The 16,186-nt window shown below is 69.8% G+C and carries 18 protein-coding genes and 1 pseudogene; 10 read left to right on the top strand and 9 right to left on the bottom strand.

Features of this window, described 5'->3' with window-relative positions; genetic code table 11:
- Positions 1-116 precede the first annotated feature (116 nt).
- The 7 genes and pseudogenes from ACFVWW_RS08455 (at position 117) to ACFVWW_RS08425 (ending at position 4,804) form a co-directional block, all read left to right on the top strand.
- A complete protein-coding gene (locus tag ACFVWW_RS08455; RefSeq protein WP_384180197.1) occupies positions 117-857 on the top strand; it encodes an AzlC family ABC transporter permease in 741 nt (246 codons plus the stop codon).
- Positions 854-1,162 carry an AzlD domain-containing protein gene (locus ACFVWW_RS08450; RefSeq protein WP_384336901.1) on the top strand — a complete coding sequence of 103 codons (309 nt, stop codon included), beginning with the start codon at positions 854-856 and terminating at the stop codon, positions 1,160-1,162. The genes ACFVWW_RS08455 and ACFVWW_RS08450 overlap by 4 nt, the downstream gene beginning before the upstream one ends.
- Positions 1,163-1,219: 57 nt before the next feature.
- Positions 1,220-1,414, top strand: a complete 195-nt coding sequence (locus ACFVWW_RS08445) for a DUF3046 domain-containing protein (protein ID WP_384179880.1) — start codon at positions 1,220-1,222, stop codon at positions 1,412-1,414.
- 182 nt (positions 1,415-1,596) lie between these two features.
- Positions 1,597-2,715: an AI-2E family transporter gene (locus ACFVWW_RS08440; protein WP_384180199.1), complete on the top strand. Its 1,119-nt coding sequence runs from the start codon at positions 1,597-1,599 to the stop codon at positions 2,713-2,715.
- A 222-nt stretch (positions 2,716-2,937) separates the two neighbouring features.
- Entirely contained in the window at positions 2,938-4,065 is a 1,128-nt protein-coding gene (recA, locus tag ACFVWW_RS08435; RefSeq protein ID WP_384336903.1) for a recombinase RecA, read from the top strand.
- Positions 3,996-4,655: pseudogene (recX, locus tag ACFVWW_RS08430) on the top strand (recombination regulator RecX); the annotation flags it as partial. The gene recA and the pseudogene recX, both read left to right, overlap by 70 nt.
- 11 nt (positions 4,656-4,666) lie before the next feature.
- Positions 4,667-4,804 carry a hypothetical protein gene (locus tag ACFVWW_RS08425; protein ID WP_386876678.1) on the top strand — a complete coding sequence of 46 codons (138 nt, stop codon included), beginning with the start codon at positions 4,667-4,669 and terminating at the stop codon, positions 4,802-4,804.
- Between the two features lie 31 nt (positions 4,805-4,835).
- Here the strand turns inward: ACFVWW_RS08425 and ACFVWW_RS08420 are convergent, their stop codons facing one another.
- The 8 genes from ACFVWW_RS08420 to ACFVWW_RS08385 all read right to left on the bottom strand — a co-directional run bounded on the left by ACFVWW_RS08420 (position 4,836) and on the right by ACFVWW_RS08385 (position 11,175).
- The gene (locus ACFVWW_RS08420) at positions 4,836-5,270 is read right to left on the bottom strand and encodes a rhodanese-like domain-containing protein (RefSeq protein ID WP_386876676.1); all 435 of its coding nucleotides are present in this window, start codon (positions 5,268-5,270) and stop codon (positions 4,836-4,838) included.
- Positions 5,261-5,833: a cysteine dioxygenase gene (locus tag ACFVWW_RS08415; RefSeq protein ID WP_384179886.1), complete on the bottom strand. Its 573-nt coding sequence runs from the start codon at positions 5,831-5,833 to the stop codon at positions 5,261-5,263. Before ACFVWW_RS08415 ends, ACFVWW_RS08420 begins: the two co-directional genes overlap by 10 nt.
- A gap of 70 nt (positions 5,834-5,903) precedes the next feature.
- Positions 5,904-5,975 (bottom strand): putative leader peptide, encoded by a 72-nt coding sequence (locus ACFVWW_RS08410; protein ID WP_310851512.1) that lies wholly within the window; start codon positions 5,973-5,975, stop codon positions 5,904-5,906.
- A 47-nt stretch (positions 5,976-6,022) separates the two neighbouring features.
- Positions 6,023-7,630, bottom strand: a complete 1,608-nt coding sequence (locus tag ACFVWW_RS08405) for an FAD-dependent monooxygenase (protein ID WP_386876674.1) — start codon at positions 7,628-7,630, stop codon at positions 6,023-6,025.
- Positions 7,631-7,791: 161 nt separating this feature from the next.
- Positions 7,792-8,679: an amino acid ABC transporter permease gene (locus ACFVWW_RS08400; RefSeq protein WP_384336911.1), complete on the bottom strand. Its 888-nt coding sequence runs from the start codon at positions 8,677-8,679 to the stop codon at positions 7,792-7,794.
- Positions 8,676-9,350 carry an amino acid ABC transporter permease gene (locus tag ACFVWW_RS08395; protein ID WP_386876672.1) on the bottom strand — a complete coding sequence of 225 codons (675 nt, stop codon included), beginning with the start codon at positions 9,348-9,350 and terminating at the stop codon, positions 8,676-8,678. The genes ACFVWW_RS08400 and ACFVWW_RS08395 overlap by 4 nt, the downstream gene beginning before the upstream one ends.
- A 74-nt stretch (positions 9,351-9,424) precedes the next feature.
- Positions 9,425-10,267, bottom strand: a complete 843-nt coding sequence (locus ACFVWW_RS08390) for a glutamate ABC transporter substrate-binding protein (protein WP_384336915.1) — start codon at positions 10,265-10,267, stop codon at positions 9,425-9,427.
- 122 nt (positions 10,268-10,389) lie between these two features.
- Positions 10,390-11,175 carry an amino acid ABC transporter ATP-binding protein gene (locus ACFVWW_RS08385; protein ID WP_384179896.1) on the bottom strand — a complete coding sequence of 262 codons (786 nt, stop codon included), beginning with the start codon at positions 11,173-11,175 and terminating at the stop codon, positions 10,390-10,392.
- A gap of 250 nt (positions 11,176-11,425) precedes the next feature.
- On the opposite strand from ACFVWW_RS08385, the gene ACFVWW_RS08380 reads away from it, so the two are divergent.
- A complete protein-coding gene (locus ACFVWW_RS08380) occupies positions 11,426-12,139 on the top strand; it encodes a response regulator transcription factor (RefSeq protein WP_384179898.1) in 714 nt (237 codons plus the stop codon).
- Positions 12,140-12,145: 6 nt separating this feature from the next.
- Positions 12,146-13,537: a sensor histidine kinase gene (locus ACFVWW_RS08375; protein ID WP_384179900.1), complete on the top strand. Its 1,392-nt coding sequence runs from the start codon at positions 12,146-12,148 to the stop codon at positions 13,535-13,537.
- 49 nt (positions 13,538-13,586) lie between these two features.
- Here the strand turns inward: ACFVWW_RS08375 and ACFVWW_RS08370 are convergent, their stop codons facing one another.
- Positions 13,587-14,588, bottom strand: a complete 1,002-nt coding sequence (locus ACFVWW_RS08370; RefSeq protein ID WP_384179902.1) for a TAXI family TRAP transporter solute-binding subunit — start codon at positions 14,586-14,588, stop codon at positions 13,587-13,589.
- Positions 14,589-14,686: 98 nt separating this feature from the next.
- On the opposite strand from ACFVWW_RS08370, the gene miaB reads away from it, so the two are divergent.
- A complete protein-coding gene (gene miaB / locus ACFVWW_RS08365) occupies positions 14,687-16,174 on the top strand; it encodes a tRNA (N6-isopentenyl adenosine(37)-C2)-methylthiotransferase MiaB (RefSeq protein WP_384179904.1) in 1,488 nt (495 codons plus the stop codon).
- Positions 16,175-16,186: the final 12 nt, after the last annotated feature.

The raw sequence follows: 16,186 nt of genomic DNA, 5'->3' as shown, positions 1-16,186 counted from the left end.
CCACGGCCACCCGCCGTGCGAAGACGCCACAGCGCGCAAGAACGTACAAGACCGGTCAGGCCCGGCCGCGTAGCGTCCAGGTCGTGCCAGAACAGACAGCATCAGCGTCCCCGGACATACCGGCGGACAGCCGCGCGGGGTCCGCCGCCCGGTCAGCGCCCGAACCCAAGCCCGACTCGGCCGTCGTACGCGACGCTCTGGGCGTCGGCATCGCCGTCGGGCTCTCGGGCTTCGCCTTCGGCGTCACCTCGGCGGGCGCGGGCCTCACCGTCCTCCAGACCTGCGCGCTCAGCCTGCTGGTCTTCACCGGCGCCTCGCAGTTCGCGCTCGTCGGCGCGCTCGCGGCAGGCGGCAATCCGCTCGCTGCCGCCGCGGGCGCGTTCTTCCTGGGCGTACGCAACGCCTTCTACGGGCTCAGGCTGTCCCAGCTGCTGCGGCTGCCGGGCCCCGTACGGCCTCTCGCGGCTCAGTGGGTCATCGACGAGACCACGGCCGTCGCCCTCGCCCAGCCCACCCGGCGCAGTGCCCGGATCGGCTTCACGGTCACGGGGCTCACGCTCTATGCGCTGTGGAACCTCACGACCTTCGCCGGGGCGCTGGGCGCGGAAGCCCTGGGAGACACCAACGCGTGGGGGCTCGACGCGGCGGGGCCCGCCGTCTTCCTCGCGCTGCTCGCGCCCATGCTCCGTACGACCACCGAGCGGACGGTCGCGGGCCTCGCGGTCGTGCTCGGCCTCGGATTCCTGCCGGTGCTCCCCGCCGGTGTCCCGGTGCTCGTCGCGGCGTTGGCCGCACCCGCCGTCCTCTGGCTCGAAGGCCGCAAGATCACCGGCCGCAGGAAGGGATCAGACCGTTGACCATCTGGATCGCGATCGGCGCGACCGCCGTCGGCTGCTATCTCGTCAAGCTCCTGGGACTGCTGGTGCCCGCGGGAACGCTGGAACGCCCGCTCGTCCAGCGGCTGTCGGCCCTGCTGCCCGTCGCCCTGCTCGCCGCGCTGACCGCGCAGCAGACCTTCAGCGCCGACAGCGCACTCGTCCTGGACGCCCGGGGCGCGGGTCTCGCGGCGGCCGCGCTCGCACTGGTCCTGCGCGCCCCGTTCCTGGTGGTCGTGGGGGCCGCCGTCCTCGTGACGGCAGGAGTGCGGGCGATGGGCGGCTGACACGGCAGGCCGATCGCCCGCTGCCGGCCGCACTCCCAAGGGCGGGATACTGAGTCCATGCGGTTGACGATGTTCTGGGAGCGGATGGCGGACCACTTCGGCGCGGCCTACGCCGAGTCCTTCGCCCGTGACCATGTGATGGCCGAGCTGGGTGGCCGTACGGTGCACGAGGCACTCGACGCCGGCTGGGAGGCGAAGGACGTCTGGCGCGGCGTCTGCGCCGCCGTGGGCGTCCCGGCCGACAAGCGATGACGCCCGGGCCGGCGGCCCGATGACGCGGGACCGCGCGACCGGCTGTCGTACCGGTAGGCGAGACTGGCTCCGTGGCACCGACTGACAAGACCGCACCGGACGTAGAACCGGACATCACCCCGCCGAACTCGGCTCCGATCACGACGCCGCCTCCGGCTTCCGGGGACGGCGGCCAGGTCCGTATGCCCCGCTGGCTGCCGCGCGCGATGATCCTGGCGCTGGCGCTCGTCGCCTGCTTCCAACTGGGCAATTGGGCGTTCCATCAGCTCATCGGGCTGCTGATCAATGTGCTGATCGCCTTCTTCCTCGCGCTGGCGGTCGAGCCGGCCGTGAGCAGGATGGCGGCCCGCGGGATGCGGCGTGGACTCGCCACCTTCCTGGTCTTCTTCGCGGTGCTGATCGCGAGCGTCGGCTTTGTGGTGATGCTCGGCTCGATACTGGCGAGCCAGATCGTCGACATGGTCGAGTCATTCCCCGCGTACCTCGACTCGGTGATTAACTGGATCAACCAGACGTTCCACACGGAGCTGTCCCGGGTCGCGGTCAGGGACAGCCTGCTGCACTCCGACTGGCTGCAGAGATATGTGCAGAACAGCGCGACCGGGGTGCTCGATGTCTCCGCCACCGTGCTGGGCGGACTGTTCCGGCTGCTGACGATCTTCCTGTTCTCGTTCTACTTCGCGGCCGACGGGCCGCGGCTGCGGCGCGCGCTCTGCTCCGTACTCCCGCCCGCCAAGCAGGCCGAGGTGTTGCGCGCCTGGGAGATCGCGGTCGACAAGACCGGCGGCTATCTCTACTCGCGCGGGCTGATGGCGCTCATCTCCGGTGTCTCGCACTACATCCTGCTGGAGATCCTGGGCGTGCCGTACGCGCCGGCGCTCGCGGTGTGGGTGGGGCTGGTCTCCCAGTTCATCCCGACCATCGGCACGTATCTGGCGGGCGCGCTGCCGATGCTGATCGCCTTCACCGTGAACCCCTGGTACGCGGTCTGGGTGCTCGGATTCGTCCTGATCTACCAGCAGTTCGAGAACTACGTGCTCCAGCCCAAGCTCACCGCCAAGTCCGTCGACATCCATCCCGCGGTGGCCTTCGGCTCGGTCATCGCCGGGACGGCGCTGCTGGGCGCGGTCGGCGCGCTGATCGCGATCCCCGCGGTCGCCACGCTGCAGGCCTTCCTCGGCGCGTATGTGAAGCGGTACGACGTGATGGACGACCCGAGAGTGCGCGGCGGCAGACCACGCCCCGGTGCCACGCTCCTGCGCCAGGTGCGGCGCACACGGCGCGCGGACGACGGCCGGTAGCCGGCCGCACAAAGACCGGCGCCCCCGCCGGGTGGTGCGCTTGACACCAAAATCGAACATCCATTCTTATGGGAGAGAGGCCGATGTCTCCCGGGGTCGGCCGCGGCGTTGTTTTCAGTGGAGTTGTCCACAGGCCCGGGAGGGCGTCGGGACGCATTGTCAGTGGCAGGGGATAGCGTCCTTGACGTGAAGCGATCGACTCAAGCAAATCGGGTGGAACCCATGGCAGGAACCGACCGCGAGAAGGCGCTCGACGCCGCTCTCGCACAAATTGAACGGCAATTCGGCAAGGGCGCGGTGATGCGCCTCGGTGAGCGGCCGAACGAGCCCATCGAGGTCATCCCCACCGGGTCGACCGCGCTCGACGTCGCGCTCGGCGTCGGCGGCCTGCCGCGCGGCCGCGTCGTGGAGGTGTACGGGCCGGAGTCCTCCGGCAAGACGACCCTGACGCTGCACGCCGTGGCGAACGCGCAGAAGGCCGGCGGCACGGTGGCCTTCGTGGACGCCGAGCACGCCCTCGACCCCGAGTACGCGAAGAAGCTCGGCGTCGACATCGACAACCTGCTCCTGTCCCAGCCGGACAACGGCGAGCAGGCCCTCGAAATCGTGGACATGCTGGTCCGCTCCGGGGCGCTCGACCTGATTGTCATCGACTCCGTCGCCGCCCTGGTGCCACGCGCGGAGATCGAGGGGGAGATGGGCGACTCGCACGTCGGTCTGCAGGCGCGGCTGATGAGCCAGGCGCTCCGGAAGATCACCAGCGCGCTCAACCAGTCCAAGACCACCGCGATCTTCATCAACCAGCTCCGCGAGAAGATCGGCGTGATGTTCGGCTCGCCGGAGACCACGACGGGTGGCCGCGCGCTCAAGTTCTACGCCTCGGTGCGCCTCGACATCCGCCGTATCGAGACCCTGAAGGACGGCACCGACGCCGTCGGCAACCGCACCCGCGTCAAGGTCGTCAAGAACAAGGTCGCGCCGCCCTTCAAGCAGGCCGAGTTCGACATCCTCTACGGCCACGGCATCAGCCGCGAGGGCGGCCTGATCGACATGGGCGTGGAGCACGGCTTCGTACGGAAGGCCGGCGCCTGGTACACGTACGAGGGCGACCAGCTCGGCCAGGGCAAGGAGAACGCCCGTAACTTCCTCAAGGACAACCCCGATCTCGCCAATGAGATCGAGAAGAAGATCCTGGAGAAGCTGGGTGTCGGCGTCAGGCCGGAAGCGCCGACGGCCGAGCCCGGCGTGGACGCGGCCGGAGCCCCGGTCCCGGCCGCGGACCCGGTGAAGTCGGCTGCCGCTCCTGCCTCCAAGGCCAAGGCGGCCAAGGCGGCAGTGGCCAAGAGCTAGTTCGTACCGTGCCTTATGCGAAGAGGCGGCGAACGGAATGGCCGGGCGACAGCTCCGGCTCGTCGAGGGCCGAGCAGGAGCTGCCGCCCCAGAATCCGGCGGAGCGGGCGCGGGCGATCTGTCTGCGCCTGCTCACCGGGACTCCACGCACCCGTAAACAGCTGGCGGACGCGCTGGAGAAGCGGGACATCCCCGAGGACGTCGCCGAGGAGGTGCTCTCCCGCTTCGAGGATGTGGGGCTGATCGACGACGCGGCGTTCGCGGACGCCTGGGTGGAGTCCCGGCACCACGGGCGGGGCCTGGCCCGGCGTGCCCTCGCGCGCGAGCTGCGGACGAAAGGGGTGGACTCCGCCCTGATCGACGAGGCGGTCGGGCAGCTCGACTCCGACCAGGAGGAGGCGACCGCCCGCGAGCTGGTCGCCCGTAAGCTCCGCGCCACTCGCGGTCTCGAGCGTGACAGGAGGCTGCGCCGGCTCGCGGGCATGCTGGCCCGCAAGGGCTACCCGGAGGGCATGGCGCTGCGGGTGGTCAAGCAGGCGCTGGAGGAGGAGGGCGAGGACACCGAGGGGCTGGACGAGAGCCCGTACTAGAGCGTGTTGGGGTGGCACGCGCGAAAGGCGTTGCCCCGTGGTGGGCCGGCTGGGAGGCTTCCGCCCATGTCTTCGTGGCCGGTCTGCTGGACCGGCCCAAGGACGGCAGCAGCTACCGGCGGGTCAGCCAGGCCCTGTCCGGGCGCTGAATTCCGGCGGCGGCGGACGGCGAGCACCCGCTCAGCGGGCGACCGGCAGTCCCTCGGCCTTCCATGCCTGGAAGCCCCCGACGAGGTCGGTCGCGCGGTGCAGTCCCAGTTGGCGCAGGGACACCGCCGCGAGGCTCGACGCGTACCCCTCGTTGCAAATCACCACCACCCGCAGATCGTGGCTCGTGGCCTCCGCGGCGCGGTGGCTGCCCTGTGGATCGAGCCGCCACTCCAGCTCATTGCGCTCGACGACCAGGGCTCCCGGTATCAGACCGTCCTGGTCCCGCAGCGCCGCGTACCGGATGTCCACCAGCAGCGCGCCGGCCTCGGCGGCCTCGAAGGCGTCCTGCGGTGATATCCGGTCCAGGTCTGCACGGACCCGCTCCAGCAGTTCGTCGATCCCCACCGGCTCGATCCCCACCCGCTCGCTGCCCGTCGGCTCGATTCCCGTCCGGCTCACTGCCATTCCTCGGGACGCTCCACCTGCTCGAGACGGAGCACCGGGCCCGTGCGGCTGTAGCGCCGCATCAGCGGCAGCGGCGGATAGTACGCGTGCACGGACACGGCGTGCTCGGCCCCGGACTCGTTGCGCACCTCGTGCACGTGGTGCCTGCCGAACGCCCGGCCCTCGCCCGCCGTCAGCTGCCGCTCGCGGTCGACCCCTTCGGAGAGCTCCAGGGTCTTCCACCCCTCGGTGGGCAGCCGCGCCGCCAGCGAGTCCTCCTTGAGCGTGCCCGCCGCCGTGGCGAACGCGCCGTGCGAGCCGCCGTGGTCGTGCCAGCCGGTGCCCGTGCCCGGCGGCCAGCCGATCAGCCATGCCTCGCTGCCCGCCGGCCCGTCGAGCCGGATCCAGGTACGGCCCTCGGGGTCGAGGGGGAGCGAGCTGATCAGCTCGGCGTCGGCCGCGGCCCGGCGCACGAAGTCGAGCAGTTCGGCGGGGGTGGGGCCGGGGGCCGCGGGGGCGGCAACGGCAGGCGCGGCAGCAGCGGTGGTGGTGGCGGCTGCGGAGGCACGTACCGGAGAAGACATGGTGTCCGTCCTGAGAAGTTCGCGAGGAAGCGCGGCCGGAACCCGGCGGGCGCGAGGGAAAAAGGGCGAATCAGCAGGACGGGCGACACACGCAGCCCGCATAGCGGAGCAAGTCCATATGGACTCTCCGCCACAGGCGCACATCGGTGTCAGTCACAATCCGGAGTACACCATGCGAGCCTGCGGCGGTCAATTGATGTTCGCAGTCCGGTCAGGCGCCACCGGAACGGTCGGCTCCGGCGGGGTGCCTCCCCGCGCCGCGTCCGCCGCCGCGTAGAGGTCCGCAGGACGTACCCCGCCGAAGGCGGTGACCAGATGTCCGTCCGGCCGCACCAGCAGCACACTGTGCGCCGGGGCGCCCGGATAGGCCTCGGTCACCAGCAGCTCGGCCCGCACCGGCAGTGCGGTCACCGCCGCGGCCAGTCGCGGCATCACCCCCGCGGTCTGCCAGTGCCGCCGGTCCCACACGCCGGTCCCCGGCGCGACCAGTACCACCAGCAGCCGCCCCCGCCCGAGCCGGTCCCGGAGCCGCGCGGTCGTGCCGTCGGGTGCCATCACCCGTACATCGGCGACAGGACCGCCGGGGGGCGTGCCGACGGCTGTCTGCGCCTCGGCGGGCGGAGGTGCGAGGGGGGAGTGCGGATAGGCGGGCGGTGCTCCCAGCGGCCCGTTCCCCAGATGCCCGTCGGCGAGCAGGGTGTCGTGACCGCGCGAGGACCCCGGCATGTACGTCCGCAGCGCGCCGCCGCCCCGCAGTATCGGCAGGGACTGGTCGGCCGCGCGCAGCCGTGCGGCGACGGCGGTGCGCCGCTCCGCCTGGTAGCTGTCCAGCAGTGTCTCCGACGCGCCGTGGTGCCAGTCCTCGGCCACCTTCCAGGCAAGGTTGCCGATGTCCCGCAGCCCTTCGTCGAGCCCCTGGGTGCCGACCGCGCCCAGCAGATGGGCGGCGTCCCCGGCGAGGAAGGCCCGCCCCACGCGCCAGCGCCTGGCGAGCCGGTGGTGCAGCGTGTAGACGCCCGTATCGAGCAGTTCGTACGGCGGTGTCTCACCGCACCAGCCGGCCAGGGTGTCCCGTAAACGCGCCACCAGCGCATCGGGCGTGACCACGTCACCCCGTGCCGGCAGCAGCCAGTCGAGCCGCCAAACGCCGTCGGCGAGCGGCCTGGCGGACACCTCCTCGCCGCCGGAGCGCCAGGGCGGCTGACGGTGCAGCATCGCCTCGCCGGGCCACGGCAGCTCGGCGCGGAGCGCGGCGACGGCATGCCGCTCCACCGCCGTACGCCCGGGAAAACGGATGGTGAGCAGCTTGCGGACCGTGGACCTGGCGCCGTCGCAGCCCACCAGATGGCTGCCGCGCCACCAGGTCGCCGCGGAGCCGCGCGTGTGCACGGTGACCCCGCGGGCGTCCTGCTCCAGCGAGTCGAGCCGGCTGCCGGTGACCACCCGCACCAGTTCCTGGCCCGCGATGGCCTCCCGCAGACCGCGGGACAGGGCGTGCTGCGGGATGTGCAGCGGCGCCGGGGCGTCGTCCTCGCCCAGCGGCAGCCGCCGCATCAGCTGCTTGCGCCGCATCGAGCGCCAGCCGACCCAGTGGGTTCCCTCATCACGGAGGGTGGTGCAGCCCAGGCGGGCCACCAGCGCGGCCGTGTCGGGCCGCAGTATGGCGGTGCGGGCCGGGCGAGGATCGTCCGTGCCCGGCCCTTCGTCCAGGACGACGGAGGGCACGCCCTGCGCGGCGAGGGCGAGGGAGAGCGCGAGCCCGACGGGGCCCGCGCCGACGACGATCACCGGGTCCACGGCGCGACCCCTCCGGCCCGTGCGGTCATGCGGTCAGTGGCAGTGGGAGCCCGGTGCGTGATCACAGAACGTATGCAACCTACTGGGGGTGCCCGCGTCAAGCGACGGCCTGAGCGGCGCGTACACCCCCCGTCCCGCCGGCCTCAGGAGCCGCTGCCGTCCTACATCGCCCCCGGACCGTTGAGCTGCTGTACGTCATCGGCGCCGAGAACCGCACCCGTGCTCTTCTTCGCGCGGCGCAGGCGTTGTTCCAGCCATCCGGCGAAGGTGGTGAGCAGGGAGTTCAGGGCGATGTAGATCAGGGCGACGACGGTGAGCGCGGCGATGGTGTTCGCGCCGAAGTTCGCGGTGATCGCGCGGACCTGCGAGAGCAGTTCGGGCAGACCGAGGATCGCGCCGCCCAGGGCGGTGTCCTTGACGATGACCACCAGCTGGCTGACCAGGGCCGGCAGCATCGCGGTCACCGCCTGCGGGAGCAGGACGTACGACATGGTCTGGCCCTTGCGCATCCCGATCGCCTTCGCGGCGTCGGTCTGGCCGTAGGGCAGCGAGAGAATACCCGCCCGGACGATCTCGGCGATGACCGAGGCGTTGTAGAGCACCAGACCCGTCACCACGGCGTACAGCGGCCGGATGTCGGACGAGACATCGGTGAACTGCGCGTACGCCTGCAAGGCGAACAACATCATCAGCAGGACCGGGATGGAGCGGAAGAACTCCACCACGACGCCGACCGGTACCCGCACCCAGGCGTGGTCGGAGAGCCGGCCGATACCGAGCAGCGCGCCGAACGGCAGGGCGATCACGATGGCCAGGGCCGCGGCCTTGAGGGTCTCCACCAGTCCCGGCAGCAGGAACGTCGTCCACACCTGGGAGTCCGTGACGAACGGGCTCCACTTCTCGGACGCCAGCTGGTTCTTCTCGGCCATCGCCGCCAGCATCCACCAGGCGGCGAGCACGAAGAGAACCAGGAACACGATCGTGTAGATGATGTTGCGCCGCTTGGCGCGTACACCGGGAGTGTCGTACAGAACGGACGTGGCACTCATCGCTTCACCGCCACTCGCTTGCTGACCCAGCCCAGAAGGAGACCGGTCGGGAGGGTGAGAACGATGAATCCGAAGGCGAACACCGCGAAGACCGCGAAGAGCGCGTCGCTTTCGTTCTCGATCATTGTCTTCATCAGCGCCGACGCCTCGAGGACGCCGATCGCCGAGGCCACCGTGGTGTTCTTGGTCAGCGCGATCAGCACGTTGGCCAGCGGTGCGACGACGGAACGGAACGCCTGCGGGAGCACTATCAGGGTCAGTACCTGAAAGAAGCTCAGGCCCAGGGCGCGGGCCGCTTCGGCCTGGCCGACCGGCACGGTGTTGATGCCGGAGCGCAGGGACTCGCAGACGAAGGTGCCGGTGTAGGCGACGAGACCCAGTACGGCCAGCCGGAAGCCGATCGACGTGAAGTCCCCGCCACCGAGCGTGATCTGAAGGGTCTGGCTGAGCCCCAGTGAACAGGCGACGATAAGCACGGTCAGTGGGGTGTTTCGTACCATATTGACGTACGCGGTACCGAAGGCGCGCATGATGGGCACGGGACTGACGCGCATCCCCGCGAGCAGCGTTCCCCATATGAGGGAACCAACTGCCGAGTAGAGGGTGAGCTGCACCGTCACCCAGAAGGCGCCGAGCAGGTCGTACTGCCCGGAATCAAGAAAGTCGAACACGATGCCCCGCGCTCTCCCCTGGTTGGCTGGTCGGTACGCGCCGCCGGCCCGGCCGGCGGCGCGTCACTGCTGTCTCAGCTGCCTTCGGCGATCTGCGGGGCAGGCTCGTTCTTGTAGCCGGCCGGACCGAAGTTCGCCGTCACGGCCTTCTCCCAGGAACCGTCCGACACCATCTTCTTCAGAGCGGCGTTGATCTTGGTCTGGAGCTCGGTGTCGCCCTTCTTGAGGCCGATGCCGTAGTTCTCGTCACTGAGCTTGAGGCCCGCGAGCTTGAACTTGCCCTGGTGCTCCTTCTGCGACGCGTAACCGGCGAGGATGGAGTCGTCCGTCGTCAGGGCGTCAACAGCCTTGTTCTCCAGGCTGGTCAGGCACTCCGAGTAGCCGCCGTTCTGCAGGAGGTCGGCCTTGGGGGCCAGCTTCTCCTTGACGTTCTGCGCCGAGGTCGAGCCCGTGACGGAACAGAGCTTCTTCGAGTTCAGGTCCGCGACCTTGGTGATGGAGCTGTCGTCCGCGCGGACCAGGAGGTCCTGGTGGGCGAGGAAGTACGGGCCGGCGAAGTCGACCTTCTGCTTGCGCTCGTCGGTGATCGAGTAGCTGGCGACGACGAACTTCACGTCACCGTTGGAGATCAGGTTCTCGCGCTGGGCGCTGGGGGACTCTTTCCACTCGATGCTCTTGGCGTCGTAGCCCAGTTCCTTGGCGACATAGGTGGCGACGTCGACGTCGAAGCCCGCGAAGGAGCCGTCGGTCTTCTTGAGGCCGAGACCCGGCTGGTCGAACTTGATGCCGATGGTGATCTTGCCACCGCCGTCACCGCTGTCCTTGCTGTCGTCACTGCTGTCGCCGCCGCAGGCGGTGGCGGTCAGGGCGAGGACGAGTGCCGCAGCGGCTGCCGCGCTTGCCTTGTGAAGCTTCATGCGTGAACTTCCCTCGGGTGAGACGTGGACGAACAGGTTCTGCCGACAGGTTCTGCCGAACTCGGTAGAGCCCTATGAAGAGCCGTGATCAGTTGAAGAGCCGCGATCAGTGATGGCTGTGATCAGTGATGAAGAATCTTCGACAGGAAGTCCTTGGCACGGTCGCTGCGCGGGTTGCTGAAGAACGCGTCGGGGGCGGCCTCTTCGACGATCCGGCCGTCCGCCATGAAGACGACCCGGTTCGCCGCGGAGCGCGCGAAACCCATCTCGTGGGTGACGACGACCATCGTCATCCCGTCACGTGCCAGCTGCTGCATGACCTCGAGGACCTCATTGATCATCTCGGGGTCGAGCGCGGAGGTCGGCTCGTCGAAGAGCATGACCTTGGGGCCCATCGCCAACGCCCGTGCGATGGCGACGCGTTGCTGCTGGCCGCCCGAGAGCTGGGCCGGGTACTTGTCGGCCTGGGAGCCGACGCCCACGCGGTCCAGAAGGGCGCGCGCCCGCTCCTCGGCGTCCTTCTTGTCCGTCTTGCGAACCTTGATCTGGCCCAGCGTGACGTTCTCCAGCACGGTCTTGTGTGCGAAGAGGTTGAACGACTGGAAGACCATGCCGACATCGGCGCGCAGCCGGGCGAGCTCCCTGCCCTCCTGCGGCAGCGGCTTACCGTCGATCGAGATGGCGCCCGAATCGATGGTCTCCAGGCGGTTGATGGTGCGGCACAGTGTGGACTTGCCGGACCCGGAAGGCCCGATGACGACCACGACCTCGCCGCGCGCGATGGTCAGGTCGATGTCCTGGAGCACATGCAGCGCGCCGAAGTGCTTGTTGACGTTGCTCAGTACGACCAGGTCGCCCGTCGCCGGTATGGCGTCCTCGGTGCCCTTGGTCACTGACACTCCGCTCATCGGCTTAATGCTCCGTCCTCCTCGGTTGGGAGGACCTTAGTCACGCACTGCGATCAGCGTCATTACATCTGAGCTGAAATTGAGCATAACGATCCGGCTGCAACCGGACACTCCGCGTGAAGAGGGCAGTGCGAGGAGTACCGGGTGGGTAACGGAAACGTGGGTGTAACGGGAACGCTCTTGACTGGCGCGACGCCATGGGCGTGGATGCCCAGGTACGTTTTATGCGACCGCTACCGCGGAGGGGGCCATGAGACTGCTGCTGGTGGAGGACGACGACCATGTCGCGGCCGCCCTGTCGGCCGTGCTCGCCAAACACGGCTTCGAGGTCGTGCACGCCAGGAGCGGTGAAGAGGCTTTGCAGGCCCTGCTGCCCGCCGCCAACGCCGGCAAGTCGCCGTTCGCGGTCATCCTGCTGGACCTCGGGCTGCCCGACCAGGACGGCTATCAGGTCTGCGGCAAGATCCGGAAGATCACCGCGACCCCAGTGATCATGGTCACCGCGCGGGCCGACGTCCGGTCCCGGATCCACGGCCTCAACCTGGGCGCCGACGACTATGTCGTCAAGCCGTACGACACCGGTGAACTGCTCGCCCGTATCCATGCCGTCAGCCGGCGCAACGCGAGCGGCGAGGAGCCGGGCCAGGTCACGGAGACCTCCCAGCGGCTCGGGCGCCTCACCCTCGAACTGCCCACCCGCCGGGTCAGCGTCGACGGCACGGCCGTCCAGCTGACCCGCAAGGAGTTCGACCTGCTGGCCCTGCTCGCGCAGCGTCCCGGTGTCGTCTTCGGCCGTGAGCAGATCATCAGCGAGGTGTGGCTCACCAGTTGGGAAGGGACGGGCCGCACGCTCGAAGTGCATGTGGCGTCCCTGCGCGGCAAGCTCGGGATGCCGGCGCTGATCGAGACCGTGCGCGGCGTCGGCTACCGCCTGGTCGTCCCGTCCGCGCACCAGGGTCCGTAACGGCCGGTGCGTACCCGACTTCTGCCGCTGCTCATCATCCTCATGGCGGGCGTGCTCCTCGCCCTCGGCTTTCCGCTCGCCGTCAGTCTCGCCGCCGCGCAGCAGCAGCGCGTCGTCGTCGACCGCATCGACGACACGGCGCGCGTCGCGGCCCGCGCCCAGTTCGTCGCCGAGAGCAGCTCAGCCACCGACGAGCGGCGCACCCTGCTGGAAGAGGAACTCACCCGGTACCACCAGGTGTACGGGATCAGGGTGGGCGTCTTCTACCGCGACGGCGACGCCATGGCCGGCGCCCCGGGGAACTGGACCGTGCCCAGGACCGGGGAGGGACGGCAAGCCTTCCAGGAGGCCCTGCTGGGCCGCCGGAGCGACGACCCCGAGCAGGTCTGGCCGTGGCAGAACGGCCGGCTCATCGTCGATTCGCCGGTCGTACGGGGCGGAGACGTCGTCGCGGTCGTGGTGACCGACTCGCCCACCGGCCAGATGCGTTCCCGCATCCTCGAGGGCTGGCTGCTCATCGCCGTGGGCGAGGCCGGGGCCATGCTGCTCGCCGTCGCGGCCGCCTTCCGGCTGACAGGCTGGGTGCTCCGCCCCGTACGGGTGCTGGACGCGGCCACCCATGACATTGCCACCGGCCGGATGAAATCCCGGGTCGCGGCGGCCGGCGGGCCCCCGGAACTGCGGCGCCTGGCCAGCGCGTTCAACGAGATGGCCGACAACGTCGAGGATGTGCTGGAGCAGCAGCGCGCCTTTGTCGCCGACGCCTCCCACCAGCTGCGCAATCCGCTCGCCGCCCTGCTGCTCCGTATCGAACTGCTCGCCCTCGAACTGCCCGACGGGAACGCGGAGATCGCTTCCGTACGCACGGAGGGCAGGCGGCTCGCCCAGGTCCTGGACGACCTGCTGGACCTGGCGCTGGCCGAGCACACCGCCGCCGACCTGCGGCTCACCGACATAGGCGAGCTGGCGGCCGAGCGGGTCGCCGCCTGGCGGGCCGTCGCCGAGGGGAAGGGCGTACGGCTGACCGAGCACCGCGCCGCGGTCACCGCCTGGGCCGACCCCATCGCGCTCTCCAGCGCCCTGGACGCCGTGATCGACAATGCCCTCAAGTTCACCCCGGCGGGCGAAGAGGTCGTGGTCACGGTCGGCCGCAACGGGTCGACCTCCATGGTCGTCATCAACGACGGCGGACCGGGGCTGACGGACGACGAGATCGCGCGGATCGGTGACCGGTTCTGGCGCAGCAACCGTCACCAGAACATCAAGGGGTCCGGCCTCGGCCTGTCCATCTCGCGAGCGCTCCTGGCGGCGAGCGGTGGCTCGATCACGTACGCGCACGGTGAGCCGCGCGGTCTGCGGGTCACGCTCACCGTCCCGAGGTCGTCCCCCACGGGATGACCGGGCGGCTCCGCCTGCTCCGTGGCTCTGCTTCCGCTTCGGCTCCGCCTTACGGCTTGACCGACCGGTAGTAGCGCTTGGCGCCCTCGTGCAGCCGCAGCGGGTCCGTGTAGATCGCGGTCCGCAGATCCACCAGCTGGGCCGGATGCACCTCGTTGCCGATCCGGTCCCGGCTGTCGATCACGGTACGGGTGAAGCCCTCGGTCAGCCCGGCGTCCATCCGGTCGGTGGTGACCAGCAGATTGGCCACCGCCACCGTCGGGACGGCTCTGCCGTTCTGTGCCTTGCGGTAGGCGTCGGCGGGTATGTCCGTGGCGCGGTAGTAGCGCGAGGCGGTCTCGTCCGCCGAGTGCAGCTTGCCGATCAGCCCGGCCTCCAGCGGCACCAGCCGGATGTCCAGACGCTCCGACAGGTCCTGCAGGGCGAGGGTGGGCAGCCCGCCCGACCAGAAGAAGGCGTCGAGGGCGCCCTGTTCGAGAAGGCCCGGCATGGTGTCTATCCCGGACGGGTCGGGGGTGATGTCGTGTTGTGGGTCGAGCCCCGCGGCCGTCAGAATCCGGTCGGCTATCAGCCGGACCCCGGATCCCTCCTGGCCCACTCCCACTGTCTTGTCCCGCAGGTCCCCGGCGGAGCGGACGTCCGATTCCTTGCGCACGACCAGCTGCACATAGTCGTCGTAAAGCCGCGCGCATCCGCGCAGCCGGTCCGCCCCCGGCTTCCCGTCCTTCCGGTACTTGGCGACGGCGTCGGCGGTGGCGATGGTGAAGTCGGCATCGCCGGTGGCCACCCGCGCGATGTTCTGCTGCGAGCCCTCGCTGGTCTTCAGGTCTATCGACACATTCGGCAGATCATGGGCGAGGTCCTCCTTGAGCAGCGCTCCGTACCGCTGATAGACCCCGCTCGTCACCCCCGTACTGAACGTGATCGAGCCGCTCGGCGACGACGTCCCGATCGGCAGCAGCCACCACATCAGCAGCCCGAGCACCACCAGCAGCGCGGCGGCGCCCTGGACGGCACGGCCGCGGCTCATACGGGACGGAGCGGTGAACATGCGGCGATCCTGTCAGCTCACTCCCCGTGATGGCCAGGCCTTGTCTTGGGGAAGCCACGGGCACCGGGCCCGGACGACCCCGTACCCTGGTGGGCGAGATGAGCGCGAAGACTTACGAGGTGCGCACCTACGGGTGCCAGATGAATGTCCACGACTCCGAGCGGCTGTCAGGCCTGCTGGAGGGAGCCGGATACGTCCGCGCGCCCGAAGGCGCCGACGGCGACGCCGACGTTGTCGTCTTCAACACCTGCGCGGTGCGGGAGAACGCCGACAACAAGCTGTACGGAAATCTCGGCCGGCTCGCGCCGATGAAGACCAAGCGGCCCGGCATGCAGATCGCCGTCGGCGGCTGTCTGGCCCAGAAGGACCGCGACACCATCGTGCGCCGCGCGCCCTGGGTCGATGTCGTCTTCGGGACGCACAACATCGGCAAGCTGCCGGTCCTCCTGGAGCGCGCGCGTGTCCAGGAAGAGGCGCAGGTCGAGATCGCCGAGTCGCTGGAGGCTTTCCCCTCCACGCTGCCGACCCGCCGTGAGTCCGCCTACGCCGCGTGGGTCTCCATCTCCGTCGGCTGCAACAACACCTGTACCTTCTGCATCGTCCCCGCCCTGCGCGGCAAGGAGAAGGACCGCCGCCCCGGCGACATCCTGGCCGAGATCGAGGCGCTGGTCGCCGAGGGTGTCTCCGAGATCACGCTGCTGGGCCAGAACGTCAACGCGTACGGCTCCGACATCGGCGACCGTGAGGCGTTCTCCAAACTGCTGCGGGCCTGTGGCGCGATCGAGGGCCTGGAGCGCGTCCGCTTCACCTCACCGCACCCGCGTGACTTCACGGACGATGTGATCGCCGCGATGGCCGAGACGCCGAATGTGATGCCGCAGCTCCACATGCCGCTCCAGTCCGGCTCGGACATCATCCTCAAGGCGATGCGCCGCTCGTACCGGCAGGACCGTTACCTCGGCATCATCGACAAGGTGCGCGCCGCCATCCCGCACGCCGCCATCTCCACCGACATCATCGTGGGCTTCCCCGGCGAGACCGAGGAGGACTTCGAGCAGACCATGCGGGTGGTGCGCGAGGCGCGCTTCGCGCAGGCCTTCACCTTCCAGTACTCGAAGCGCCCCGGGACACCCGCCGCCGAGATGGCGGACCAGATTCCCAAGGAGGTCGTCCAGGAGCGCTACATGCGCCTGTCCGCCCTTCAGGAGGAGATCTCCTGGGCGGAGAACAAGACGCAGGTCGGCCGGACGCTGGAGGTCATGGTCGCCGAGGGCGAGGGACGCAAGGACGGCGCCACCCACCGGCTGTCGGGACGTGCCCCGGACAACCGCCTCGTCCACTTCACCAAGCCGGATGACGAGGTGCGCCCGGGCGATGTGGTGACCGTCGAGATCACGTACGCGGCTCCGCACCATCTGCTCGCAGAGGGGCCGACGCGCACGGTGCGCAGGACCCGCGCCGGCGACGCCTGGGACAAGCGGAACGCGTCCGGGGCCGCGAAGCCCGCGGGTGTGCTGCTGGGCCTTCCCACGATCGGCGTACCCGCCCCGCTGCCGGCCGTGAGCGGCGGTTGCAGCGTCGAGTGAGCGGGGCCCGGT

The organism is Streptomyces sp. NPDC058198, from assembly GCF_042882605.1.
Classification (GTDB): Bacteria; Actinomycetota; Actinomycetes; order Streptomycetales; family Streptomycetaceae; genus Streptomyces.
Note: the sequence above shows the minus strand (reverse complement) of the source record. Positions and strands in the feature narration are given on the sequence as shown.